Annotated in this window: 20 protein-coding genes and 2 pseudogenes; 12 read left to right on the top strand and 10 right to left on the bottom strand. The window is 36.2% G+C overall.

From position 1 onward, the window contains the following. Positions 1-227: 227 nt before the first annotated feature. From CaldiYA01_RS00815 to CaldiYA01_RS00785, 7 genes are all read right to left on the bottom strand, one after another. Entirely contained in the window at positions 228-1,793 is a 1,566-nt protein-coding gene (locus CaldiYA01_RS00815) for an L-lactate permease (RefSeq protein ID WP_207180411.1), read from the bottom strand. 93 nt (positions 1,794-1,886) lie between these two features. Then, complete coding sequence (locus CaldiYA01_RS00810; protein WP_207180410.1) at positions 1,887-2,378, bottom strand: HD domain-containing protein; 492 nt, start codon at positions 2,376-2,378, stop codon at positions 1,887-1,889. A 95-nt stretch (positions 2,379-2,473) separates the two neighbouring features. Beyond that, positions 2,474-3,226, bottom strand: coding sequence for a GltB/FmdC/FwdC-like GXGXG domain-containing protein (locus CaldiYA01_RS00805; RefSeq protein WP_207180409.1), 753 nt, complete (start codon positions 3,224-3,226; stop codon positions 2,474-2,476). Between the two features lies 1 nt (position 3,227). Continuing rightward, entirely contained in the window at positions 3,228-4,496 is a 1,269-nt protein-coding gene (locus tag CaldiYA01_RS00800) for an NAD(P)/FAD-dependent oxidoreductase (protein ID WP_207180408.1), read from the bottom strand. A gap of 22 nt (positions 4,497-4,518) precedes the next feature. After that, on the bottom strand, positions 4,519-4,986 hold the full coding sequence (locus CaldiYA01_RS00795; protein ID WP_207180406.1) for a 4Fe-4S dicluster domain-containing protein: 468 nt from the start codon (positions 4,984-4,986) through the stop codon (positions 4,519-4,521). 3 nt (positions 4,987-4,989) lie between these two features. Continuing rightward, a complete protein-coding gene (locus tag CaldiYA01_RS00790; protein ID WP_207180403.1) occupies positions 4,990-6,498 on the bottom strand; it encodes a glutamate synthase-related protein in 1,509 nt (502 codons plus the stop codon). Further along, positions 6,495-7,589 carry a class II glutamine amidotransferase gene (locus CaldiYA01_RS00785; protein WP_207180401.1) on the bottom strand — a complete coding sequence of 365 codons (1,095 nt, stop codon included), beginning with the start codon at positions 7,587-7,589 and terminating at the stop codon, positions 6,495-6,497. Before CaldiYA01_RS00785 ends, CaldiYA01_RS00790 begins: the two co-directional genes overlap by 4 nt. 348 nt (positions 7,590-7,937) lie before the next feature. Between CaldiYA01_RS00785 and CaldiYA01_RS00780 the strand changes: the two genes are divergently transcribed. The 9 genes from CaldiYA01_RS00780 (at position 7,938) to CaldiYA01_RS00740 (ending at position 21,088) form a co-directional block, all read left to right on the top strand. After that, positions 7,938-8,261, top strand: a complete 324-nt coding sequence (locus CaldiYA01_RS00780) for a cupin domain-containing protein (protein ID WP_207180399.1) — start codon at positions 7,938-7,940, stop codon at positions 8,259-8,261. A gap of 326 nt (positions 8,262-8,587) precedes the next feature. Continuing rightward, complete coding sequence (locus CaldiYA01_RS00775; protein ID WP_207180397.1) at positions 8,588-11,245, top strand: calcium-translocating P-type ATPase, SERCA-type; 2,658 nt, start codon at positions 8,588-8,590, stop codon at positions 11,243-11,245. Positions 11,246-11,355: 110 nt separating this feature from the next. After that, complete coding sequence (locus CaldiYA01_RS00770; RefSeq protein WP_207180395.1) at positions 11,356-12,363, top strand: sodium:calcium antiporter; 1,008 nt, start codon at positions 11,356-11,358, stop codon at positions 12,361-12,363. A 70-nt stretch (positions 12,364-12,433) separates the two neighbouring features. Then, a complete protein-coding gene (locus tag CaldiYA01_RS00765; RefSeq protein WP_207180393.1) occupies positions 12,434-12,913 on the top strand; it encodes a nucleopolyhedrovirus P10 family protein in 480 nt (159 codons plus the stop codon). Between the two features lie 184 nt (positions 12,914-13,097). Continuing rightward, the gene (locus CaldiYA01_RS00760; RefSeq protein WP_207180391.1) at positions 13,098-14,051 is read left to right on the top strand and encodes an ABC transporter ATP-binding protein; all 954 of its coding nucleotides are present in this window, start codon (positions 13,098-13,100) and stop codon (positions 14,049-14,051) included. Next, positions 14,048-14,911 carry an ABC transporter permease gene (locus CaldiYA01_RS00755; protein ID WP_207180384.1) on the top strand — a complete coding sequence of 288 codons (864 nt, stop codon included), beginning with the start codon at positions 14,048-14,050 and terminating at the stop codon, positions 14,909-14,911. Before CaldiYA01_RS00760 ends, CaldiYA01_RS00755 begins: the two co-directional genes overlap by 4 nt. Before the next feature lie 16 nt (positions 14,912-14,927). Continuing rightward, entirely contained in the window at positions 14,928-16,385 is a 1,458-nt protein-coding gene (locus CaldiYA01_RS00750; protein ID WP_207180382.1) for a GldG family protein, read from the top strand. After that, on the top strand, positions 16,382-17,824 hold the full coding sequence (locus tag CaldiYA01_RS00745; protein ID WP_207180380.1) for a DUF4340 domain-containing protein: 1,443 nt from the start codon (positions 16,382-16,384) through the stop codon (positions 17,822-17,824). The genes CaldiYA01_RS00750 and CaldiYA01_RS00745 overlap by 4 nt, the downstream gene beginning before the upstream one ends. Positions 17,825-18,007: 183 nt before the next feature. Next, positions 18,008-21,088, top strand: coding sequence for a glycoside hydrolase family 2 TIM barrel-domain containing protein (locus tag CaldiYA01_RS00740; RefSeq protein WP_207180379.1), 3,081 nt, complete (start codon positions 18,008-18,010; stop codon positions 21,086-21,088). Between the two features lie 98 nt (positions 21,089-21,186). Here CaldiYA01_RS00740 and CaldiYA01_RS00735 read toward each other — a convergent pair whose 3' ends face one another. Together CaldiYA01_RS00735 and CaldiYA01_RS00730 are read right to left on the bottom strand one after the other, a co-directional pair. Next, positions 21,187-21,897 carry a mannitol dehydrogenase family protein gene (locus CaldiYA01_RS00735; RefSeq protein ID WP_207180378.1) on the bottom strand — a complete coding sequence of 237 codons (711 nt, stop codon included), beginning with the start codon at positions 21,895-21,897 and terminating at the stop codon, positions 21,187-21,189. Then, positions 21,894-22,379 (bottom strand): mannitol dehydrogenase family protein, encoded by a 486-nt coding sequence (locus tag CaldiYA01_RS00730; protein WP_207182692.1) that lies wholly within the window; start codon positions 22,377-22,379, stop codon positions 21,894-21,896. Before CaldiYA01_RS00730 ends, CaldiYA01_RS00735 begins: the two co-directional genes overlap by 4 nt. Positions 22,380-22,436: 57 nt before the next feature. Here CaldiYA01_RS00730 and CaldiYA01_RS00725 point away from each other — a divergent pair. Continuing rightward, positions 22,437-23,667: pseudogene (locus CaldiYA01_RS00725) on the top strand (IS256 family transposase). A gap of 8 nt (positions 23,668-23,675) precedes the next feature. On the opposite strand, the pseudogene CaldiYA01_RS12585 reads toward CaldiYA01_RS00725, so the two are convergent. Next, a pseudogene (locus tag CaldiYA01_RS12585) lies at positions 23,676-23,819 on the bottom strand (ISNCY family transposase); the annotation flags it as partial. Positions 23,820-24,208: 389 nt separating this feature from the next. Between CaldiYA01_RS12585 and CaldiYA01_RS00720 the strand changes: the two are divergent. Together CaldiYA01_RS00720 and CaldiYA01_RS00715 are read left to right on the top strand one after the other, a co-directional pair. Then, positions 24,209-25,225 (top strand): dihydrodipicolinate synthase family protein, encoded by a 1,017-nt coding sequence (locus CaldiYA01_RS00720; RefSeq protein WP_307729607.1) that lies wholly within the window; start codon positions 24,209-24,211, stop codon positions 25,223-25,225. Between the two features lie 55 nt (positions 25,226-25,280). Then, complete coding sequence (locus CaldiYA01_RS00715) at positions 25,281-26,639, top strand: ABC transporter substrate-binding protein (protein ID WP_207180375.1); 1,359 nt, start codon at positions 25,281-25,283, stop codon at positions 26,637-26,639. Positions 26,640-26,663: the final 24 nt, after the last annotated feature.

Below are 26,663 nucleotides of genomic sequence, written 5' to 3'. Positions count from 1 at the left end.
AAGATTGTGTGACTTTATGATTTATTATAACACTATTTGCTTTTCAACATCAATCGTGATTTTATGAAATTTCAGATTATATAGTTTATTCAAATCTTCTCAGCAAAAGTTACAAAAATTAAAGTTATTATAAAATAGAGGCTGCCTGCTTTTTGCAAACAGCCCATTACAACTTCTCCTTAATTTAGGTTGCATAACCAAAATTTAATCTTAAATTTTTAACATAACTATACTGTAAAATTCCTGAGCACAAAGCTAATGACTCCTGCTATAAACGCCATTACAAGCGAAATCACAAGCGTTGTTTTTAATACCTTTGACTCCTCCCCAATTGCATCAATTGCAGCAGCTGCATTCTGAAGCTTTGACGGTGATATCCCAGAGGCAAGCCCACCACCAAACGCAACAGCTGCAACCATCAAAAGTGGAGACAGCCCAAGCAAGTTTGAGGTTTCAATGGTATACTTAGCAAACATGGCAACGGTGGATGTTTCAGTACCTGTAATGAAACCGCCCAAGATGCCCAGATATGGAGCAATAAAAGCATATGCGTTTTTAAATCCTTTTGCTGAATATTCTGCAAGTACATACACCATGTTGTGCGCTCTTTGCAAAAGCTCATAACCGTTTGGTGTTTTCTGATAGCCTGAGTACATCATAACATAAGCCATTAAGAAAAATACAGTTGAAGACCAGAAAGGTTTTGGAATTCTTGTTTTTGTCTTTTCCCATACACTCTTCAGTTGCTTGCCATCCATCTTGAAGATAAAAATTGAAATAACTGTTGAGATTAATATCCATGTGTATGCCTGCCAGATTACTCTTGTGAAAATGGGCTTTATTTTTGGTCCTTTCATAACTTCAACCGGCATTGAAAGTTTGTCATATAGAAACTCTCTTATAGGAGTAATGAGATTTGTAATGAGAATAAAGACAACCAGCAGTATCCACGGAGATGTTGCTTTTATTATCCCCATTGTCTTTTCAACTTTTCTATCTTCCTCTGTAAAATGGCTTGAGTCATATACTCTTTTGCCAAGAAGTTTGAGAATTACCATCATAACAAGCATTATTAGGATTCCTGCAAAGATGCCAGTGATAACTGGTGCTTTTACCAAAATTGCAAGTTCTGCTGCTGCGTAAGATGTAAGCCCAACAATTATGGCAGGCACAAACCCTCTTTTGACAAACTTGCTATTGCCAATTATAAAAAACATTGCAAGAGATATTGTAAATGAAACAACTCCAACAAACGGCAAAAAGTACCTTGCAGCTGTTATCAAATCCACATTTGCAATCTGTGAAAATACAACCAAAGGTGTGCCAAGAAGAGCATATGTACACAGCGCATCAAATCCGACTGCAGACAAGGCAATTGCAGCAAAGGTCGAATAACCAAGCCCAATCAAAATTGGTGGTAGCACAGTCACAGGGACCGCTCCGGTTGCTGCCAAAAAGGTCCCAAATCCTACGTTTAAAATAAGCGCCTGAAACACTTTGTCATCCTTTGATAGACCTTTTATAAATACAATAATTCTTTTCATTGCACCTGAGGCTTCCATGACATTGAGTTGCAGGATTGATGTGACAACAACTAAAGATACAGGAAGGGCAGCTAAAAATCCCATTATGGATGATTTTAACACAACATCAAATGAGGTTTTAAAATACAAAATAGCAATCAAAGCTGTTGCCACCCATCCGACAAGCCCTGCAATGTCTGCAGTCTTCTTTGCAAAGATGAGAAGAAACAAGACAAGTAAAATTGGTAAAACACTTAAAAGTAAATTCATACTACCATCAATCCCCTTTCTACCATACTACAGATTTTATTCTCAAGACCAGCACAAATCTCATTTGCAGCCGGCCATCCTACCAGTTTTACCTCATACTTCAAACATCTTTTCAAGTAGGAAGAGTCCCATTTTTGTTTTGAAGTATTTGTTCTTTATGCTTTTTATTGTTTCGCACTCCATAGCGTCTTCATATATATTTACAATAAAATCTGCTTCAACAAGGATTTGAAAATCAATGTCATCTATCTTTGAATATGAATGATGGTTGCCGATAAGAAAAAGTATCCTCTCAAGTATATCTTTTTCAATATTCATAGGTAGCAAAATTTCTTTTGCAACCCCTGGCCCTTCAATCTCCTGCAGATGACCTGCTACCTGGTTATATTTCTGTTCACACACCTTAATCCCAATATCATGCAAAAGCGCTGCAGCTTCTAAAATATACTGTTTTTTGCCGTCCAAACCTTCCGCCTTTCCAATCAGTCTCGCAAATGAAAATACTTTGAGTGCATGGTTTATTCTTCTCACATCATTTTTGAAATATTTTATCATCTCCAGGGCAATTAAATCAATAGAGTCCATCGCAAAACCCCCTTGTTTGTAAAACTTCTTGAAAATTTACAAAACGGCCAATGGCAAAATTTTTTGCCATTGGCCAGATATTGAAATCTAGGCTGTTAATAAGCATACAGTTTCCCATATGGGCGTTTGTTGTAAGGAATTAACTTGTAAAACGGCTTTGACATTATATACTCTTTGCTATATCCAAAAAGCTTTACAAACTCTGTAACATATTTGTAAATAAACTTGTAATCTTCTTCTTCCATATCAACAACTTTAACCTCTTTCCCAAGCTGGTATGGCTGCAGCTGACCGCGAAGATACATAATGCCACCATGCATACCTGTGCCACAGTAAAGCCCTGTTATAGGCTCACCATCTTTTAATGTAAGACCCAGCACAATTATCCTTCCACCTGCCATGTACTCGCCAAGAAAATCTCCTGCTTTCCCGCCAACCACCAGTACAGGAATCTTGTCTTGATATTCTTTCATGTGAATTCCTACTCTGTAACCAACGTCACCTTTTATGAAAATCTCGCCGCCGCGCATTCCATAGCCTATAATATCCCCTGCAGAACCATGAACTATTATTTTGCCTGCATTCATGGTGTTCCCTATACCATCCTGACCGTTTGCAAACACCTCTATTGTAAGTCCGTTCATAAAAGCTGCCATATCATTTCCAGGGGTGCCATAGATGTTAAGTTTTCTGTCCGGAAATGTTAAACCATCGCCAATATAGCGCTGGCCGTTTACGTTTATCAAATCTATCTCTTTATATCCTTCATTCAAAGCGTTTTCTATCATCTCATTCAATTCTTTGTAATGTATACCTTTTGCATCTATGGTAAGCTTATGAAGACTCATTTTATGCTTTTGCACCCCCTAAAATCTTCTCTTGCCTTATTTCCTTTGGCAAATCTAAATATCCAAAGTCCTCGTCAAGAAGCCTGTGTTTTATACTCTCAACGTTAAAGCCTTCTTTTATCATATTAGTTATCATACCAGCTCTGTCAATTGAGTTTATAAACATAAAACCAACAACTCTGCCATTTTTAAGATATATCTTTCTGTAAGTATTTTTTTCCTTATCATGTTTTACCAAAACTTCTATATCATCAGAGTTTGGCACAACAATCCCTGCTGTTATCATGTGAACATCAAAAAATCCTATTGAGTTCATTGGAAATCCTCTGTCAAATGTCTTTTGAACCCCTGCCATATTGTACCCTGCTGTCTCACCTTGATTATAAGCATTTGGCCAGATTGGAATTACCCTTTGCTGTTCAAATACAAAGTCATACCCTTCTGCACAGTCACCTGCAGCATACACATCCTCTATGTTTGTCTGCATCCTGTTATCAACCACAATTCCGCGGTTGATTTTAAGCTCTGTCCCTTTCAAAAAGTCGATGTTTGGTACAACACCTATCGCAAACACAACTATGTCGGCATCTAAAACTTCACCATTTTTGAGCTTTACTCTTTCAACCTTGCCATCGCCTATTATCTCATCAACAGATGTTTCAAGCTTAAAAACTATACCATGCTTTTCAAGCTCGTCCTGGACTATCCTTGACGCTTCCAAATCCAGTATAGAACCTAAAATCCTGTTTGCAAGCTCAACAACAGTTACATCTAAGCCTCTTTTGATAAGTGCTTCTGCGGCTTTGAGACCGCTGAGTCCCGCACCAATGACTACTGCCTTTTTTGCACCATTTTTGATAGCTTCATCTATCGCCTTTACATCATCAAACTTTATAAATGTAAACACATTTTTGGATTCAGACCCTTTCGTTGGCGGAATGAAAGGTTTTCCACCCGTTGCAATCAAGAGTTTATCGTATTTTACCTTTTCACCATCGTCAAGTATAACTTCTTTGTTCTTGAAATCAACTGCTACTGCTTTTTTGCCAAGCTTTGTTTCTACCATGTTTTTCTCATAGTAGTCCTCATCTCTGATATACATTTTGCTCTCATCAACTTTCCCACCAAGGTAGTAAGAAATGAGTGGTCTTGAATACACCCTGTACTTTTCATCTGATATAACAACAATAGGGTTTTGCGTGTCAACCTTTCTTATCGCTTCAATACATCCACATGCAGCAACAGAGTTGCCTATTATAACATACTTCATTGATAAGCTCTTCCCCCTTTTTTTAGACCTCTTTGATTTCAAGGGCCTCGTTTGGACAGTTTTTAACGCACGCAGGCTCGCCCAGATCTAAACACAAATCACATTTAGACGCTGCTTTTTTGTTCTCACCGCGCCTGACAGCACCATGCGGGCATGCCATTATACACGACCAGCACCCAACACATTTTTCCTCATCACACACTATTCTTCCATCTTCAAGCCTCTTCATTGCACCTGTTATACACGCCTTTGTACATGGAGCATCATCGCAGTGCCTGCACTGAAGCGCAAATGTAGTCCACGTTCCGCTTTTTTCTTCAACCAAAATTCTCGGTGTTGGTTTTGAATCTTTATGTTTTATATAAAGCTTTACAAGCTCATGAGCCTTCGCATTTGGTTTTTTGTATTTAGAGTGAGCATACACACAGTAAACCTCGCACAGGTGGCACCCAACACACACATCTTCTTTCGGGAAAATCTTTTTTGCCAAAGCTTATACCCCCTCTCCTGCATGCTTGACACCTAGAATCTCCATCTCTTTCTCTGTAAGTCCAACTGCTCTGAGCATAAGTCTATTGCCTCTCAAACTCTCCAACGCATTTATTCCCATAAGACCCAACATCTCTTTTATCTCATGGCTCCACGCCTTCAAAAGGTTTGCTGCTCTTCTTGCCCCAATCTCAGGATTGAGTCTTTTTACCAAAACAGGATCCTGTGTTGCAATACCCCAGTTGCATTTACCTGTGTGACACTTCTGGCAAACATGGCATCCAAGTGAAATTAGCGCTGCTGTTCCAATGTAGACTGCATCAGCACCAAGTGCTATAGCCTTCACAACATCTGCACTGTTTCTAATTGAACCTGCAACAATGATTGATACCTGGTTTCTAATTCCTTCTTCTCTGAGCCTTGAATCAACCGCTGCAAGCGCTAATTCAATAGGTATACCAACATTGTCTCTGATTCTGAGCGGTGCTGCGCCTGTGCCACCTCTCACACCATCGATTGTGATAAAGTCAGCACCTGCTCTTGCAATACCAGAGGCAATTGCCGCAACGTTGTGAACAGCTGCAATTTTTACACCAACAGGTTTTGTATAGTTTGTTGCTTCTTTTAAAGCAAAGATTAGCTGACGCAAATCTTCAATTGAGTAAATATCATGGTGCGGAGCTGGTGAAATAGCATCAGAACCAATTGGAATCATTCTTGTTCTTGATACTTCTTCACCAACCTTTTCACCAGGCAAATGCCCACCAATTCCCGGTTTTGCACCCTGACCAATCTTTATCTCAATTGCCGCACCTGCGTTCAAATAGTCAACATCAACACCAAATCTTCCTGATGCACACTGAACAATTGCTCTTTCTTTGTATTTGTAAAGCTTTTGATGAAGTCCTCCTTCGCCTGTGTTCCAATATGTTCCTACTTCAACAGCTGCTGCTGCCAAAGACTCGCAAGCGTTTAGTGAAATAGAACCAAACGACATTGCAGAGAACATAATAGGTACCTCTAATTCAAGCTGTGGCGGAAGCTTTGTTTTCAGATTTCCGCTTTCGTCAAACTCAAGCTTGTCAGGTTTTCTGCCAATAAAGGTTTTCAGTTCCATAGGCTCTCTCAACGGGTCAATTGACGGATTTGTAACTTGGCTTGCATTTATTAAAAGCCTATCCCAGTAAATCGGTATTGGTTTATCATTTCCCATGCCAGTTAAAAGTATTCCACCTGTCTCTGCCTGTTTATATATTTCGTTTATATAAGCTGGAGTCCAGTTAGCATTTTCTTTGAATGCACTTTCTGTCTTTTTGATGGTAAGCGCCTTTGTTGGACACATAACAACACATCTGTGACATGCAACACATTTTGATGAATCTGCAACTACTCTATCTTCCTCTTCATCATATTCATGAACCTCATTTGCACACTGGCGAACACACACTTTACACCTGATGCACTTTGTTTCGTCCCTTACAACCTCAAACTCATTCTCATATAGTGAAATCATACTACCACCCCTTCGTCCAAAGTAACGTATACAGGCTCTCCGCCTTTGGGCATCCAAACCTTTTCTGGGTCTTTGCAGATCTCTCTTATTGCTGCCTCTTCTGATGCAACATATACAAAATCACCTTTTTGCGCAGCAACAAGCGGTCGCAGTTTTATTCTATCGTTAAGCGCTAGTATCCCATTTGAAAATCCCAAGATTATCGAAAACGGACCATTTACTAAACAAGACGCATACACTGCTCTTATTGCTCTGAGCTTTTCTCTTTCTTGTTCGTTCTGTCTGTCAATCACACTCCAAAACGGAGCTGCCAGGGCTTTTGCTGTAATCTCAACAGAAAGCTTGTGCCTTCTCAAAAGAAGGTCAAAAAGGTATGCCATGACCTCAGTGTCAGTTCTGAGTGTACATTTGTATCCGAACATCTCTAAGTATCTATAATTAGTTCCATATGATGAAATCTCGCCATTGTGGACAATTGACCAGTCAAGCAAAGTAAAGGGGTGAGCTCCGCCCCACCAGCCCGGCGTGTTTGTTGGGAATCTTGAATGCGCTGTCCAGATATACGCTTTATATTCATCAATCCTGAAAAACTCGCCTATGTCCTCTGGATATCCAACTCCTTTGAACGCGCCCATGTTTTTACCACTTGAAAATACATACGCACCTTTAATTTGGCTATTTATAAACATAACACTGTCAACGACAAAGTCCTCTTCTGTTTTTTCTGTATCTCTGAGTTTTTTTTCAAGTGGCTTTACAAAATATCTCCAGACAATAGGAGCGTTTTGAATGCTTGAAACCTTTCTTGTTGGAATTACTTCGCTTTCCAATATCTCAAAGTTCTGGTTTAAAAAGTGCTCTGTATCCTCTTTTGCTTTTATATCATCAAAAAATAGGTGAAAAGCATACCAATCTTTTCTGTCAGGATAGATTCCATACGCTGCAAAACCACCACCAAGTCCATTTCCTCTTTCTTTCATGATAGCAATGGAATTGATGATGTCTGTACCGGAAATCCTCACACCTTTTTTGTTAATAAACCCCGAAATAGCACAACCAGACGGAATTCTAACTTGCCCTTCCCTTAACAATTTTTATACCTCCTGTGTATATAAATTGATAATTATTCACTATTGAGTTTATTACTTCTAAAAAAATTACATCTTTTGCATACAAAAAACAACATTCATACATGTATACAATGGGTTAAGTTTAATTATAGCAGTAAATTGTTAAACAATCAATAATAAATTGAGGATAATTTTTTGTAAGCTGCAAGTTCAAAACGAAAAACTTGCAATTTTGATGTGAAGCTTGTAAACTCTTGCAGGAAAATAAAAGATAAAAAATTTGAATGTATCTTCAAATTGCAATGAACACGGGTTAGAATATAAGTATAACATGAAAGCAGGAAAAAATGAATTTATTGAGGTGTAAAAATGCCAAAGCGAAATATTAGAGAAGAACCTGTCATGTTTGGTGACCCGGGATTTTCTTCATGGGGTATAGCCTATTACAAAAAAGGGCAAAAAAACATTGTTGAAAAACATGCTCACGACTGTGATGAGTACTATTTTGTGCTAGAAGGTAAATTAAAAGTGATTTCAGAAGACAAGGAATACATACTTGAAAAAGGTGATATGCTCTGGACAAGGATGGGGGATTTCCATGAAGTGGTTGAGGCATTAGAAGACACAACTATGTTTTGGCTGGAAGGACCACTGATGGGTAAAAAGCGAAAAGGGCATCAGTATGAGTTATAAATAAGGTATTGAAAAGAGTTTGGTTTTACGGTAAAATAATAAACAGTCTCCTTAGCGAAAAACAAAAATAGGTTCTGCTCTTTGTTAAAAGGGAGTAGCACCAAAAGCCTTGTCCTCAACATTCGCGAGAAAGGTATTTTAAAAGACCTTTCTCTGGGGATGAGGGCCCATAATAGGGTGTGCGAGACTTTTAACATGTGATTTACCGTCACATGTTAAAAGTCTTTTTTATTTGTCTTTAAAAAGATTTTGCAAAACCCATAATAGTTTTGTTAGCAATTTTAAAAACATTGCAAAAACACTTTTGAAGAAGGAGGGATTTGAGTTTGAATCAAAATTTTTCTGATTTTCACTCTAAAACTATTAAGACCATTTTGGAGAATCTTAAAACCAGTTTAAACGGACTTTCCTATCAAGAGGCAGAAGAAAGACTTAAAGCATATGGAAAAAATATAATCGAAGAAGGAAAAAAGAAATCCATATTTGCTCTTTTCCTGGAACAATTCAAGAATATAATGGTGCTTGTACTGTTTGCTGCAGCTATAATCTCAATTCTTCTTGGCGAAGCAGCAGATGCCGTAATCATCTTGGCAGTTTTGCTCATCAACGCTGTCTTTGGAGTTGCCCAAGAACTAAAAGCTGAAAAAGCAATTGATGCTCTCAAAAAACTTAATATGCCCTATGCAAAGGTTTATAGAGATGGACACCTGATACAGATTAAAACTGATGAAATAGTGGTTGGTGATGTAATTGAGATTGAAGCAGGGGATATTGTTCCAGCTGACTTGAGGCTTATTGAAAGCTTCAATCTTAAAATTGATGAGTCAGCTTTAACTGGAGAATCTGTCCCTGTTGAAAAAGATGCAAATGACGTTCTTGATAAGTCAACACCTCTTGCAGAAAGAACCAATATGGCTTTCATGGGAACAATTGTAACATATGGTCGAGCAAAAGGTGTAGTTGTTTCAACAGGTATGAAAACAGAGATAGGCAAAATTGCAAACTTTGTTAACTTACAGTCTGCAATTGATACTAAAACTCCTCTTCATGAGAAGTTAGAAGAAATCGGGAAATATCTCACAGTTGGAATTTTGGCAATAGCATTTATTGTGTTTGTGACAGGATTGCTTTATAAGCGAGATGTATTTGAAATGTTTTTGACAGCTGTGTCATTGGCTGTTGCTGCAATCCCTGAAGGACTTCCTGCTGTTGTCACAATTGTTTTGGCAATTGGTGTTCAAAGAATGGCAAAACGAAATGCTATAATAAGAAGACTGTCTTCAATTGAAACATTAGGAAGAGTAGAAGTTATTTGTTCTGACAAAACAGGTACACTTACTCAAAACAAGATGAATGTTGTAAAACTCTATTGTAATGATACCTTGAGCGAAAATCTTGAACATGAAGATAATGCAACTAAAACCCTTCTTAGAATAATGGCACTTTGTAATGATGTTAAACTTGATTTGGTTGACAAACAACCCCAGTTTATAGGTGACCCTACTGAAATTGCCTTGGTAAAATTTGCTTATGAAAAGGGATTGAACAAGAACGCCATCGAAAAGGTTTTTAAAAGAGTGTACGAAATACCTTTTGACTCTGTAAGAAAGATGATGACAACTGTACACCAGGTCAAAAATGATGAAAAACTTCTGGTATTTTCCAAAGGTGCTGTCGATGTGATAATTAATAAGTGTAAGTTTATAATGGTAAATGATGAAATATTTCCGCTTGACCAAAATACGTACCAAAAAATTATGCAAGCAAACAATGAAATGACATCAAATGCCCTGCGAGTATTAGCTTTTGCTTACAAAGAAATTGATAAAAATGAGTTAGAAGATAAAAATGCTATTGAAGATAACCTCATCTTTATAGGACTTGTTGGAATGATTGACCCACCAAGAAAAGAAGCTTATGGTGCAGTTGAGATTTGCTACCAAGCAGGAATCACACCTGTGATGATAACAGGAGACCACAAAGATACAGCTTTAGCCATTGCAAAAGAATTAAAGATAATTGATACAAGCAAAGATGAACTTTCACAAGTTTTGACAGGTGCAGAAATTGAGAAATTAGATGACCAGCAGCTAAAAGAAAGAGTAAAAGAAGTTAGAGTATATGCGAGAGTCTCTCCTGAACACAAATTAAGAATTGTTGATGCATGGAAAAGTCAAGGAAAAATAGTTGCTATGACAGGTGATGGGGTTAATGACGCACCTGCCCTGAAGGCTGCCGACATTGGAATTGGTATGGGAATAACCGGAACTGATGTGACCAAAAACGTATCTGATGTTATTTTGGCAGATGATAACTTTGCCACAATTGTTGCAGCTGTTGAAGAAGGAAGAAAGATTTATGACAATATACGAAAAACCATACAGTTTTTGCTTTCTTCAAATATCGGAGAGGTTGTAACATTGTTCTTTGCAACACTTTTAAACTGGGTAGTATTGTATCCAATTCATATCCTGTGGGTAAATCTTGTGACTGACACTTTCCCTGCTTTAGCACTTGGTATGGAAAAGGCGGAAAGTGATGTAATGAAGAGGAAACCAAAGAAAACTTCAGAAAATATATTTGCAGGCGGGCTTGGCTTTTCAATTCTGTATCAAGGTTTTTTAAAAGGCTTGATAACATTGCTGGTATTCTTTATTGGGAACAAATTATATGACCACAAAACTGCCATCACTATGACTTTTATGACGCTTAGCCTCATACAACTTACACATGCATACAATGTGCGCTCAAACATCAATTCACTATTCAAAATGGGAATGTTTTCAAATAAATATTTAAATCTTGCATTTATAGCCTCATTTTTGCTTCAGGTTATAGTGCTATTAGTTCCACCGCTAAGAGACCTGTTTAAGCTCTCATATCTTAACTTTTCACAGTGGGCGATTATAATTGTTGCATCAATTTCTATTATTCCAATTGTGGAGGTTGTAAAATATTTCACACGGCACTTTCATAAAGAATAATTTCAATAACATTGTCAGGCAAGGGCCAAAATGCTGGTCTTTGCTTGACATTTTTTATTTGATAATAGTATTCTTATTAAGAAACATTAACAAAAGAAAGGGATGACAAAATGGTAGCAGGATATGTCTTAAAACTTATTATTTCTCTATTTGTTATACTTTTGGGGTGTACCTTTTTTACAAATGCAGTAGAATGGTTTGGGAAAAAACTCAATCTTGCAGATGGAGCTGTTGGAAGTATTTTAGCGGCAGTTGGCACAGCTCTACCAGAAACCATTATACCCATTATTGCTATTCTTTTTGCAAAGGGCGAAAGTTCACATCAGGTTGGTATAGGTGCGATTGCAGGTGCACCTTTTATGCTGGGAACACTTGCATTCTTTATCACAGGGCTGGCAGTTATAGTTTACACATTGCTCAAAAAAAGAACCCTAAAAATGAATGTTGACCTGAGTGTGTTTGAAAGAGACCTTACCTACTTTATGATTGTCTATGGTATTGCTGTTGCCACAACGTTTATACAAAATCATAAGATAATTAGAACAATAGTTGCTATTATTTTATTTGTTGCTTATATTGTCTACGTTAAAAAAACGCTTGCAGATGAGTCAGAAAATGAAGAAACTCAGGAGCTTGAAGATCTGTATTTCACAAGGTTTTTAAAACTCCCAAACAACCTTCTTTGGATAAGCGTCCAGCTTATTTTATCACTTGCTATAATAATCTTTGGTGCACACCTTTTTGTTGAATATGTCCAGAAAGTTGCCACTTTGATTGGAATCTCAGCACTTGTTCTTTCAATCATCATCACACCAATTGCAACAGAGCTTCCTGAAAAGCTGAATTCTGTAATATGGATTGGCAAGAAAAAAGACACACTTGCACTCGGAAACATAACAGGTGCTATGGTATTCCAGTCATCCGTTCCTGTTGTTTTTGGCATAATTTTTACGCCATGGAATTTAAAGGGAATTACAATGGTGTCTGCAATTTTGGCTTTTTCGTCAGCAGTATTGAATCTTTTGTGGGTTAAAATTAGAAAGAATGTCAATCCATTTGCGCTTTTGTTTGGTGGAGTGCTGTATCTTATATTTATAGCTTATGTTTTCTGGATATAATTGTATAGATTTTTATTCCATGTTTGTGTTATAATTAAGAAAAACAAGCAAAACTTTGAGGAGAAAAACAATGAGTGATAGGGAAATACTGGAATTAATACTGGAAAAGGTCACTGTGCTTGACCAAAAGGTTGACAGGCTTGAAAAGAGGCTCGAAAGCCTCGAAAAGAGAGTTGAGAGTCTCGAAAGGAGAGTTGAAAGTCTCGAAAGAAGGGTTGAAAGCCTTGAAAAAAGAATGGATGCACTTGAGGCAAGAGTTGAAAGGTTAGAACTTCAGGTTGCAGAAAATACTCAGATTCTAAAAGCCTTAGAGCACTTAGCACAGGTAAACAAGGCAGAACATGACAATTTTACTCATCAGCTTGCACGGATTGAAGGTCTGCTTTCTTCTGAGATATCAAAAAATAAAGAAGAACATCAGCTGCTTTTTGTTAAGACTGAAGAAAACTCTGAGAAGATAACAAGGCTTGAAAAAGACATGGTCGTGATTGAGTCTGTCTGCGGCAAGAATATGCAAGATATAGCTTTTTTGAAGGGTCTAAAGAATTAAAGAGCATTTACATACAAAAAGCTGCCAATCTACGTGGCAGCTTTTCTTATTTGCATCTTTGCAATATTTTCAGCTCTATCTATTTTTTTATTTAACAAATTGTTAACACATTGTGATATAGTTTATACTATAATTAAAGTTGAGTGTGTACAAAACTTTATCGATTTTTGAGGAGGGATAATTTTTGATAAAGGTTGATCATTTAACCAAAAAGTATGGCCAGCACTATGCAATTCACGACATCTCATTTGAAGTGCAAAAGGGGGAAATCGTTGGTTTTTTAGGACCAAATGGTGCTGGAAAGTCTACCACCATGAACATCATAACCGGATATTTATCACCCACAGAAGGAACAGCCTACGTTGACGGATTTGATATCTTAGAAGAACCTGAAGAAGTGAAAAAAAGAATTGGATATCTTCCTGAAAACCCACCACTTTATATGGATATGACTGTGCAAGAATATCTTGATTTTGTGAGCGATATTAAAAAGGTGGATAAAAAAGAGAAAAAAAGAAACATAGATAAGATAATGGAAACTGTTGGCATCGCCCACGTGAGAAACAGACTCATTAAAAATCTTTCTAAAGGTTATAAGCAAAGAGTTGGACTTGCCCAGGCTTTAATTGGAAACCCACCTGTTCTGATTTTGGACGAGCCAACAATCGGGCTTGACCCAAAGCAGATAATTGAGATTAGGTCTGTTATAAAGAATCTTCGAAGCGAGCATACCATAATCTTAAGCTCTCACATTCTGCCAGAGGTCAGCGCTGTTTGTGAAAGAGTTTTGATAATCAACAAAGGAAAGATAGTTGCCAGCGACACACCGGAAAATCTGTCAAAAAGGCTTACTCACGGAAGCAAACTACAATTGAGAGTTTTAGGGCAAAGACAAAAGGTTTATGGAATACTTGAAAAGATACCAGGTGTAAAATATATAGAATTTATTGGCCCAAAAGAACCAAACACTGTTGAAATTATTGTTGAAGCAGAAAATGAGATGGATATAAGGGCAGATATATTCTATGCATTGAGCGAGGCAAAACTTCCTATTCTGATGATGAGAGCGGTTGACCTCACGCTTGAGGAGATATTTCTGCAGCTTACAACCGAGGAAAAGGAGGCTGAAGCTGTATGAGCGCAGTTTTGAAAAAAGAGCTAAAGATATACTTTTCAACACCAACAGGTTATATATTCATGGGATTTTTCCTTTTGATTTCGGGATTTTTCTTTGCAGTATCAAACCTATTTTCAGCAAGCCCAAACTATACCTCAGTCCTTGGTAACATAACATTCATATTCTTAGTAGTTGTACCAGTTTTGACAATGAGACTTTTAAGTGAAGAAGCAAGAACAAAAACTGACCAGCTGCTTTTAACATCTCCACTTAAACTTACTGAGATTGTTCTTGGGAAGTATTTAGCAGCAGTGGGTGTGTTTGTTTTGACCATTGCCATTACAATTCTTTATCCAGTAATACTTTCATTTTATGGTGATGTTCCTTTTGGTGAAACAGTTGGAGCATACATAGGATTTTTCTTGCTTGGTTGCGCATTTATTTCGGTTGGACTTTTTATATCATCTCTTACTGAAAACCAGTTTGTTGCTGCTGTGGTAACATTTGCGGCATTGCTCTTGACTTGGGTAATAGATTGGCTCGAATCAGCTCTTCCAACAGATAGAACTGCAGGTTTTGTATTTGTCCTGATATTGGTTGGGCTCATTGCTGGATGGTTATATATGACACTGAGGAATATAATAATAAGTGCAATTTCAGGATTAATTGGCGCTGGTGTATTTATTGCAGTATATATATTAAAACCAGATTTTTACGATAATGCTATAGTCAGATTCTTTAAATGGTTCTCACTCTTAAGTAGATACCAAAAATTTACGAACGGCCTTCTGGATTTATCTTCTATTGTTTATTATCTATCATTTATATTTGTGTTTATCTTCCTAACAATAAGAGTTCTTGAAAAAAGAAGATGGAGCTAAATAAAAGGGGGAAGAAATGGTGAAGTTTGATATAAAAAATATCCTTGGTTCATTTAAATCAAGGAAGTTCAAGTTTGGTGGATATGCAGCAATGTTGACAGCTTCAGTTATTGCTATTGTCATTGTCCTCAACCTTTTAGTAAGTCAGATACCTGCAAAGTTTGATCTTACCCACAATAGACTATATTCACTCTCAAAACCTACTGTTGAACTTTTAAAAAATCTCAAAAAAGATGTAACAATTTATGCTTTGTTCTCAGCAGGTAATGAAAACCCTGTGATTTCAGAATTTATACAAAAATATGCTGATAGGTCCTCTCATGTAAAAATAAAATACATAGACCCATACAAAAACCCAGGGTTTGTAAAAAAATACGACACAAGTGGTTCAGGGATTGATGAAGGGTCTTTAATAGTTGAAAGTGGAAATAAATTTAGAGTTATAAACAGATATGATATGGTAGATTACTCTTATAACGAACAAACAGGAGATACAAATGTGACAGGACTGACAATTGAACAAAAACTTACACCTGCTATACTTTATGTTACATCTGAAAAAACACCTATAATCTATGAGCTGAAAGGTCATGGTGAAGATACTTTTGTAGGTCTTGGAATTTCAAGTGAGGTAGAAGCTGCAAATTTTGAAATAAAAGATTTGAACTTGCTTACAGAAAAAAGTGTGCCACAGGATGCATCAGCTGTAGTTGTAATATCACCAAAGACAGATATTTCTGATATTGAGCTTAAAAAACTAAAAGACTATATAAACAGTGGTGGAAGAGTTTTGTTTTTGATGGATTTGTTAAAGGATGAACTTAAAAACTTCAATAGCATATTTGAAAGCTTGGGCGTTCGACTTGAACACGGTATTGTAATGGAAGGCGATAATACAAAAAATGCAGGAAACCCTGTTTGGATTTTGCCAAATTTAGAGTCTCATGATATTACAAATCCAATAGACCTAAACAACATGTATATGCTTTTGCCAAGTGCTCAGCCTGTTGTTGAAACAAAGTTTAAAAAGAGAACTATAACAATTGAAAAACTTCTAACAACAACTTCTAATTCATGGCTAAGAAAAGATTTAAATTCTACATCACTTTCAAAAGAAAAAGGTGATATATCAGGACCATTTACACTTGCTGTTGCAATAACAGACAAAGCCGACAGCTTAAATGCAAAGTTAAGACCACGCGACGCAAAAGTGGTTATAGTAGGAAGTGCAACATTTGCAAATTCGCAATTTTCCAAAAACGTTCCTGGAAACCTTAACTTTGTTGTAAATGCATTAAACTGGTTGCAGGATAAGAAAGATACTCTACAAATCCAGCCAAAAGACTTGACAACATTCAGACTTAATCTTAGCACAAGCCAAGCTATGATTTGGGCTGCAATAACTGTTGTGGGAATACCTGTTTTGATACTTATCCTTGGCTTGACTATTTGGCTTAGGAGGAGACATCTATGAGAAAGAAGAAAAACAGACTTTTTACAATTATCTCTGTACTTTTGGTTTTAGTTTTGGTAATCGGCGCATACTTTTATGTTAGTTACATGAATAAAAAGAAACAAGAGGCTGAGGAGAAAAAGTCATCTCAAACAATTACAGTGACTAACTTTGATAGAAGTAAACTTATGAAAATAGATATAAAACACGACGATGTTCATCTTGTGCTTGAAAAAGTAAAAGATAAATGGATAGTAAATGGAATTAATAATCCACTTTATTTTGACCAAGATAAAATAGACGACATAGCATTTTCGTGTGCCCAGATGAGCGCCGAAAAGATTGCTGATTCAAACCCAAAAGACCTTAAAAAATACGGGCTTGACAATCCAAAATCAATTGTTGAAGCAACTTTCAGCGACGGGAAAAAAGTCACATTTTATCTTGGGTCTGAAACGCCAATAACCTCCACTTATTATTTGATGAAAAAAGGTGACCCAAAAGTTTATGTCGTGTGGACAAACCATGCAGAAAACTTCACTATAAAACCTCAAAAATTATTAAGTGTAAAGATACCTGAAATAGATACTCAAAATATAACATATGTAAAACTTGTAAGAAAAGGTCAACCTACTATTGAGATTAAAAAAGTTGATGAGAAAAATAAAGAAGACAATGAATGGAAGTATTATGTAAGACTTTGGAACTTAGTCAAACCATATAGCCAGCCGATCGGTGTTTCAAGTGATAAATTTTCTGAGTTTATTGAAAATGTACCAAACTTTAGCCCAGAAGACATTGTTGGTGAAGATGTATACAATCCAAAATATGGTCTTACATTGCCAAAAATTGAACTAATAGTAAAAGACAATAAAAACACATTACATCTTTTTGTTGGCAATAATGCAAGTGATTCAACTGTTTATTGTAAAATGGCAAATTCTAAGATTGTTTTTACAATGTCAACTTATAAGATAGATTTTATGAATACTATAAAACCATTTGACCTTATAGAAAAATTTGCTTACATTGTGAATATTGATTACGTTGACAAAATAGAAATTTTTACACAAAATAAAAAACATACATTGATTCTTGACAAAAAGCTTATCAAAAAAGCAACAAGCGAAGAAGAATCTGATGAGTACAAATATAACTTCCAAGCTGACGGTCGAAAGATTGATGAAGATACATTCAAAAAATTCTATCAGGAAATCATTGGTCTTTTGATTGATGGTGAAAATGACAAAAAACCGACAGGCACACCTGAGGTTACCATGAAGTTCTATCTTGTAAACAAAAAGGTTGATGTGATGCAGTATATACCTTACAACGACGATTTTTACATGGTTGTTCGAAATGGAAAGTCTGATTTTGTGATTGCAAAAGAGCAAGTTCAAAAGGTGCTAAAAGACTTAGAAGACTTAGTTGCAGGCAAGTACAAACCTCCAGAAAATTAAAAGTTCAAAAATGGGAGCTGTCACAGAAATAAGTTGGCAGCTCCTTATATTTTGTCATGTGGTTTAGCTTAATATCTTTATATTATTTTTAGTTTTTTGATATTGTATGTGCACCTGTTGATAAATTAAAATGAATAATGTATATAAAAACGATAGTTATTTTAAAAATGTGAGGTGAAATTAATGCTTGACAAAAATTACTATCAAAATCCCAAAATTCAGCACATAAATATGGAAGAGCCAAGAAGTTCTTTTATACCTTTTGACAATCCTCAAAAAGCTCTTGAAAACGAATGGGAGCTTTCAAATCTTTTTAGGCTAATGAATGGAAAGTGGTATTTTAAACTTTTTGATATGCCTTGCATGGTGACAGATGATATAATACTTGCAAAGCCAGAGAATTGTAATTTTGACCAGATTATTGTTCCCAGTAACTTTCAGATGTTTGGTCAAGACATACCAATCTACACAAATACCCGATACCCAATCCCTGTCGACCCACCGTTTGTGCCAGATATAAACCCAACAGGTGTCTACAAAAGAGAATTTTATATTTTTCAAGAAGACTTAGACAAAGAAGTATTTGTTGTATTTGAAGGGGTAGACTCAGCATTTTATGTATATATTAACGGTAAATTTGTTGGTTTTTCAAAGGTCTCTCACATGATGCATGAGTTTGACATAACAAGATTTGTACAAGAGGGAAGCAACACCATCACAGTTGTTGTTCTAAAATATTCAGATGGAACTTACTTGGAAGACCAGGACAAGTGGCGAATGAGCGGAATATTCAGAGATGTGTATCTGCTATTTCGACCAAAGGTGTTTGTAAGAGATGTGTATTTAAAACCAGTCTTGAGTGATGATCTCAAAGAAGGATACTTGACTGCTGAGATTGAAATTGAAAACAGAAGCAACGACCAAAAAGAATTTAGCATAGAAGTGCAGGTCTTCTTTGATAAAACTTTAATCAAAAGCTCAAACAAATCTCTGGGACTTTCTGCAAATATTCAGACTTCTGTAGCTTTTGAATTTCAAATTGAAAGTCCAAGACTGTGGAGCGCAGAGCTACCCAACCTCTACACATTTCTTGCAATCTTAAAAGATATAGATGGAAACATTTTAGAAATTATCCCTCAGAACTTTGGTTTTAGGAAGATAGAAATAAAGGACGGAGTATTTTATCTAAACAACGTACCTATAAAGTTAAAAGGTGTCAACAGACATGACATGCATCCAAGAGTAGGATTTGCAGTGACAAGAAAGATGATGCAAGAGGATATAACTTTGATGAAACAGCACAATATAAACTGTGTAAGAACCTCACACTATCCCAATCACCCTTATTTTTTAGAGCTATGCGACAGATTTGGTATTTATGTGATTGATGAAGCTGACCTGGAAACCCACGGATTTGGAGCAGTTGGTGACTGGGGACTTCTGGCAAAAGACCCTGCTTGGGAAGATGCGTTTGTTGAAAGAGCAAAGATGATGGTAAAGAGAGACAAAAATCATCCATCAATCATTATCTGGTCGCTTGGAAATGAATCTGGCTACGGCCCAAATCATGATAAAATGGCACAGTGGATAAGGTCATATGATAATAGCCGTCCTATTCATTATGAAAGTGCCCGTGATGCTGAGGTTGTGGATATTGTAAGTGTAATGTATCCACCAGTAGAAAAACTTGAAGAAGAAGGTAAAAAACAAGAGAAAAGACCATTTTTCATGTGCGAGTATGCACATGCGATGGGCAACGGTCCTGGAAACCTCAAAGAGTACTGGGACGTGATATACAAATACCCAAGGCTTTTAGGTGGATGTGTGTGGGAGTGGGCAGACCACGGAATTTTGACAAAGACACCTGATGGGAAAGAATATTATGCTTATGGTGGGGATTTTGGAGATGAGCCAAACGACGGTAACTTCTGTATAGACGGACTTCTTTTCCCTGACAGAACTCTATCTCCAGCTATGTTCGAGCTCAAGAAAGTTTATGAGCCAGTTGTAATTGAACTTTTAAACAAACAAGAAGGAACTTTTAAAGTTACAAATAGATATGATTTTATCTCTTTAAACCATGTTGAGGTTGAATGGGAATTGCTGTCAAACGGTAGGGTTGTAAAAGAGGGCTTTGTTGATGTGAGCAATGTTCTTCCCCGCTCTTCAAAAGAGGTCAAAATCGATGAGGTCAAAGAAGTTTTAGAAAGCTGCAAGGAAGAGCTTTTTATTACCTTCACAGTAAAGCTTAAAAATTCACTGCTTTGGGCAAAAAGAGGTTTTGTTATAACAAAATCTCAGATTGCACTTAAAGAAGATACTCCTCAAGATGCCGTACAAAAAATTGAGAAGGTAAATATTATTTTCTCAAAGCAAAACAGGTTTGAAGTAGTAAATTCTCCTGACAAAGTTGAGGTTTTTGCTGGCAGCACTTTAGTAGAGTTTTGCAGATGGTCAGGTGATTTGATAAGCTTGATGCACAACGGTCTTGATTTTATAAAATCCTCGCCAAGGTTCAATCTTTGGAGGGCTCCAACAGACAACGATGTGCACATCAAAAATAAATGGATAAAAGCTGGATTTGACAAGCTTCAAAGAAGAATTGTAAATGTCAGCTTTGAAGAGCACAGCGAGTACTTCAAAGCAGAGACAACTTCGGTATATGGCGCATATTCAGTAAAGCCTGTATTTGAAGTGACTATAAGCTACAAGGTTTTCAAATCGGGAATTGTAGAGACAAATATGTATGCGTGGGCTTTAAGACAGCTTCCGCCACTTCCAAAGATAGGATTGCAGTTTATGATGCCAAAAGAGTTTGAATATGTCAAATATTACGGAAGGGGACCTCACGAAAACTATCCTGATATAAAACAAAGCGCAACTGTAGAAATATATGACATGGCTATAAAAGACATGTATGTTCCATATATAATGCCCCAGGAATATGGAAACAGGTGTGATGTTAGATGGGCTTTTGTATACAACATCTATGGAATAGGACTTTGTATTAAAGGCACCCCTACATTTAACTTCAGTGCAAGAGAATATACTGATGAAATGTTAACTAAAGCAAGACACACATATGAGCTGACAAAAGCAGATGGAATTGTTGTGAATGTAGACTTTAAAATAGGTGGTATCGGAAGCCAGAGCTGCGGCCCCGGCCCGCTTGAGAAGTATTTAATTAAAGATGACAAATTTGAATTTTGCTTTTTTATGATACCTGTTGATAGCAATAGTTTGGATGTTGAAAAGCTGTGGTAAAAAATTTTTCCTCCTTCTTGGTTCAAAGTTTTTGTCGAGCCTAAGAAGGAGGTTTTTATTTAAATACAAATTTTGTATCTTTTGTTAAATATTTAATATTACTTAATCAATTCCGTAATATTGTTATACAAAAATTTGATTAGATTCCATATCTTCTCGCCAGGATTTAATTTACATATAGCATTCAAAACATATTCAATACCATTTTGAGTTATCATTCTTTTCATTTGTTGAGCTGATAAATCATGAGGTTCATCATATTTAAGAGCTGCCGCAATTCCTATGCAAAGATAAATGGGTAAGTACCCCTCTTCTAAACTAAATTTTGCAGCACCAATTAATCTGTCATTATATGCCAATTTTCTCAATGGTTCTCGTGCAACTCGAACAACTGTATCATTTAATTTCTTATTATTAAAACGCTTCATTAACTTCTCAATATAATCGAATACGTCTTCTAAAGATACGTTAAAATGTTTATTTAATGCTAATGCTGCCTCCCTTAGAGCAAATTGACAAATCTGATTTATCGTTATATCCTCACAACTTTCATGAATATATACGTATTTTTTAAGATATCCTAAATACGCAAGTATAGCATGTCCAGCATTATGAAGAAATATCTTCTTTTTTATTTGGTAATCAAAAGGTGAAAACGGAATAATACCTTCTATTTTAGGTATTTCACCTTTTATACTATCTCTATCAATTGGAAGTTCTTTAAATGGCTCAGTCCATATTCTTAGTGGATGTTCCTCTTTCATTTCAGCCGATATAATTGGTACCATTCTTCCTACTGCAGCTCTCACGATACCAATAGTTCTCTCAAACAATTCTTTTTTTGTTTATCAAATCTACATAGCTCATGTAAAATAAAGTTTCTTAAGTAATTATCTGCTTCTATATGATTTTCACATACAATTATGTTAATCGGCTCAAAATTATTTGCTTCCCACCTCTTTATAATTCCACAAGCAATAGTTTTTGAAATTTTCTCTAAGTTGTTAATTCCTACAGCAGTTGATAGAATTGCAGCATCACATATTTCTCTACTAATAGCCTCTATATTATCTGCATTCAATGCTCGAATATTCTCGATTACTATCTCTGTGCATGTTTCATTATCAACAATTCTTATAGGATATTTCCTATACTTGTTTATGTTATCAACTATCACTTGATTTATATCTACAAACACTACCTCAAATCCTGATTCATAGTAAAGTTGACCTAAAAAGCTTCTGCCTATATTTCCTGCCCCAAATTGAACAACCTTTTTGGGAGTTAAAATAAAATTGTGTCCACTGTATAATTAGTATTGAAATAATTATCAAGGGGGCTACTTAAAATGAATAAAAACGAAATTATTGAGACTGCTAAAAACATGGCTGTAGAGCAAGTATTAAATATGTATTGCTCCAAAGATGATCCTAATCGCCCAGCTCTAAAGCAACTCTTAGAAAACTTGCTCGATTGCTTTATGTTATCGGAAAGAAAAGTAGCCTTGCTAAAAATGATAATGACAAAGGCAATGGTTTTTACGATAGAAAACTTGCAACACCTGCCTTGTGTCTTGAAATCTCTGTCCCTCGCACACGCCCTTAGAATTTGCGACCTTCTATCCTCTTCTTTCCGCTACAAAAGAGTTGATAGCTTAGCTACTTCCCTGCTTATGTCTTTAGTCGTCAATGGTTATTCCGAAAGTTCCCTTGTCCAGACTTTGAAAGCTTTGAATCTTCCATATTCCGAAAATGAAATACTAAAAATCAAAGAAGACCTTAAAAATGAGCTTCAGTTATTCAAACAAAGAGAACTACCAACAAGTGCTTTTGCTCTCATCATCGATGGTTATCATTGTGAAGTTAAGGATAATTCTAAGGTTAAACAAGCTACTTGTTATGTTGTCCTCGGTATCGACTTAGAAGGTAAAAAAGACATTTTCGGTGTCTACACTTTCTTCGGCAAAGAAAATAAGGCTGATTGGATGAAAGTATTTGAAGACTTAATTACAAGAGGGCTAAAAGAGATTCTAATTGTCATAAGTGATGACTTCCCTGGTATTATAGATGCTGTCAAACTTGCTTATCCTCTTGCTGACCATCAACTGTGTTTTGTCCACCTCCAACGTAATGTCAGAAAACATATGACAAAAGAGGATGCTTCAGCTTTTAACAAGAGTTTAGACAGACTTAGAATTTCTTCCTCCGATTTTGACGAAGCTGTACTGAAATTTAAAGAACTTTGCGATGGATACCTTTCAAAATATCCTCGATTTATTAAAGCAATATCAGAAAAAGCAGAGTTTTATCTTGCCCATATGAAATACCCTGAGGAATTAAGGAAGCATATCTACACCACAAACGCCGTTGAAAGTGTAAATAGCATGATTGAAAAGGCAAGAAGTAAATTCAGGTGGATACTTTCAGTCTGTTGAAGTCTTAGAAATTAATATTTACTTACAGCGAGAGAACTTACGCCGTACAAAATGGAAAAATGGAGTTCCCAGTATTAGAAAATGCATCAATAACATAACCCAACTTTACAACTTGCGTTATAAATTGGAAACACAAAATTTTTGACAAGTCTCAGCTATTATCTGAAACAGATTAAATTTCCTCGGTCGTCCCCTTCTATTTTGTTTTATCTTCCTCGATAAAACTTCAGTAACCTTTTTTATTACAAAAAGCAGCTTTGAAAATTTCTCATTTTGTGATTTAATATTCATGTATATCTTTTCCCCCTTGTGTTTTTTTTGTGGTTTTCTCTTAAATTAAAATTATAACACAAGGGGGATTTTTTCTTTTGTTACTATGTTTACTCTATATGGTTATTTCTTTTATTCAACAACCTCTTATTTCAATACTAATTCTACAATGGACACAATTTTATTTTAACTTTCTTTTGGTAGTTTTTGGTGTTTCTTTTGAAGGAAATTTTTCACTTTTTTTAAATTATATTCATATCTGGATTGAGGCAGCCTCAACTCTTTTTATGAGTTTTTCCCCACTATTTTCGCACATTCTTTCGCTGAGGTAAATATCTCTACACCTATTCGAGGAACACCTTTAAAAAACTCTTGACATGAAAATAAAAATACATTATACTTAAAGTAAAAGATTCATATATACGTATACTGTTCATAAATATGAATATACATTAAACCTATTTACTAACTTTCACCAGTGGTTACTTTTATATAAAAAGGGGGCGATTCTCATTTTTACTCTAAAAGGACCTTTCGCAGCAATGGTTACACCTTACACTCAAGATGGCGAAATAAACGAAAACGAACTTCGGCAAATTGTTAACTTTCTAATTGAAAAAGGAATAAAAGGTCTCTTCCCAACAGGTTCAGTAGGAGAATTCTTTCATCATTCAGTAGAGTATATTTGCAAAGTTATTGAGATTGTATCCCAGGAAGCGCAAGGTAGAGTACCAGTAATACCTGGTGCATGTTCGAGTTGTGTTGAAAATACTCTCAAGATAGCAAAATTTGCAGCAAGTAAAGGGTGTCCTGCTGTAGTTATTTCTCCCCCTTACTATGTTCCATTGAAAGAGGAGGAAATATATCAATTTTATCTTCAGGTTTTAGAGAAAATTCCTATCAACGTAGTATTATATGACATTCCATTTCGTACGAATAGATTGCCGCCTGGTGTAATAGAAAAGTTGATCTTACATGAGAAAGTAATAGGCATAAAAGACAGCAGTGGTAGTATGCAAAATTTAATGTATTATCTTATTTTATCGCGTAAGTATAAAAAAGATTTTTCAGTGATGACAGGAAATGATGACGTACTCTTACCTGCTTTGTACATGGGTTGCTCAGGGAGCATGAGTGGAATGGCGACAATTGTGCCGGAAATAGTAAGCGAAATATATTCTCTATTTGAAAACAACGACCATCAAAAAGCAAAAGAGTTACAGTTCAAAGTTGCGGAAATAGTAAGGCTAATAGAGAAATTTCCTTTCCCTGTGGGTTACAGAATAGCAATGTCTATTCGTGGTTTTGAAATGGGTCCTCACAAACAGGTAGTAGTTCCTCTACTAAATACAAGTGAATACAGCAGGATATATGAGAAGATGCGAAATGCGTTGGAGGATCTCTTAAATGAGGAAACTGGCTTGAACGTTTAAATGAATCAAGGCAGTAATTAAAAATTAAAATAAAAATAGGGGAGGTAAGATTATTATGAAGAAGAAAATGCTTGAAAAGTTAATTGCTTGTTTGGTGCTTGTAGTATTTACCTTAAGCATTTTGGGAGTATATACATTCAGTAAAACTTCTTCGACGTCACAAAAGGTTTCTACTCAAAAGAAAGTGACAATTGAATTTTTCCACACCACTTGGGTACCCGGTATGCTGAAAGTGTTAGAAGAATCTATAAAAGCGTTTGAGAAGAAGTATCCAAACATCCAGATTAAAGAAACAAGGGTAAGCTGGACAGATGCCCCATCTCAGCTCATGACGTCTATCATGGGTGGTAGAGCACCTGATATTGTAATTTGTAACCCACCAATGGTAGCATATCTAAGAGACATTGGTGCATTAGCAGATATAACTGACATGATTCCAAAGAGTATGCTTCAAAGTTTTCTGCCTGCTGCATTGAAAATTGTAACTAACCAAAAGGGACGCATAGATGGTTTGCCCCAGGAAGGGTGTACATGGCAGTTATTCTACCGAAAAGATTTATTCCAGAAAGCAGGTTTGGATCCCAATAAACCACCACAAACATGGGATGAGTTAGTAAAATATGGTATGAAATTAACAAAGGATTTGAACAATGATGGAGTAATTGACCAGTGGGGATTTGGTTGGCCAGTTCAAGCAGAAAATGCAAATGATTATTGGGTTAACTTTATGCAACAAGCAGGTGCAAAGGTTTCAGTATATGATGCAAAACAGAAAAGATGGGTTTCAAAACTTCTTGATCCTGAAGCGGTTAAAGGTACCCAATTTATGGTTGACTTAGTAAGAAAATATAAAATTTCACCACCTACTTTAGTAGATATGGATTGGGAAGCAGTAACAAATGGATTTGTGTCTGGAAAATTTGCGATGATGTATAATGGTGCATGGGTTGTAGGCTCAGTCCATCAAAAAGGGCCAAAGATTGAAGGAAAATGGGGAACTGCTTTGATGGTAGCTGGCCCAGGTGGAAGAGCTTCAAGAGGTTATCCAAACACCTTCAATATTTTGCAGGCTTCTACAAAGAAAAAAGAAAGTTGGCAATACCTATACTTCCTTTACACTACTAAAATGCCAAATGGTTTGACATATGCTGAAGCATACTGTAAAGGTGCCGATTCTCTGTTATGGACAAAGAGTTATATTGAGTATGCAAAAAAGACTTACGAACCGCTGCTGCAACCGTTCATTGAGGGAACAAAATATTCAGTCATTCCACCAATGGATCCAAAATGGGAAACATTTAAGGCACTTTATGTAGGAAAGACTATTCAACAGATGTTGATGGGGCAAAAAGATGTTCAACAAGGACTAAAAGAACTTCATGACGCCTTAGAACAACTTCATAGGATGAAGTAAAAAGAGATAGGAAATGGGTGGGGG

The sequence above is a fragment of the Caldicellulosiruptor diazotrophicus genome, from assembly GCF_017347585.1.
GTDB lineage: Bacteria > Bacillota > Thermoanaerobacteria > Caldicellulosiruptorales > Caldicellulosiruptoraceae > Caldicellulosiruptor > Caldicellulosiruptor diazotrophicus.
The sequence above is the reverse complement of the archived record's forward strand: the minus strand, read 5'-3'. Positions and strand labels throughout refer to the sequence as shown.